Here is a 282-nt window from a genome sequence, read left to right as displayed (position 1 = left end):
AGAGCTTAGCAAAGCTGATAACACAATCGATTTAGCGCCTTATCAGACAATCTGGTTATCAAACCTCTGTGCTCTCTAGCCCGGCTAAATCAACTCGCCTCCTGTTTCGACTAGTCATTTTTCTATAGAAACAGGAAGGCTCCACTCCTTGCATATAAGTACCGTCACCAAAGTGACTTAAAAGAGACATAAATTTGTAGCACTCTCGAAACATAATTCCCTCTTCAGTAAAAACACCTATCGTTAAATGGAAAGGAAAATTATGCACTCTATGAATATGTT

Annotated in this window: 1 protein-coding gene; it reads right to left on the bottom strand. The window is 39.0% G+C overall.

Annotation, left to right across the window (positions count from 1 at the left end):
* Positions 1–58: 58 nt before the first annotated feature.
* A partial coding sequence (locus A3735_RS31810) for a hypothetical protein (RefSeq protein WP_231882513.1) occupies positions 59–282 on the bottom strand: 224 nt, incomplete at its 5' end.

Source organism: Oleiphilus sp. HI0061, assembly GCF_001635675.1.
Note: the sequence above shows the minus strand (reverse complement) of the source record. Positions and strands in the feature narration are given on the sequence as shown.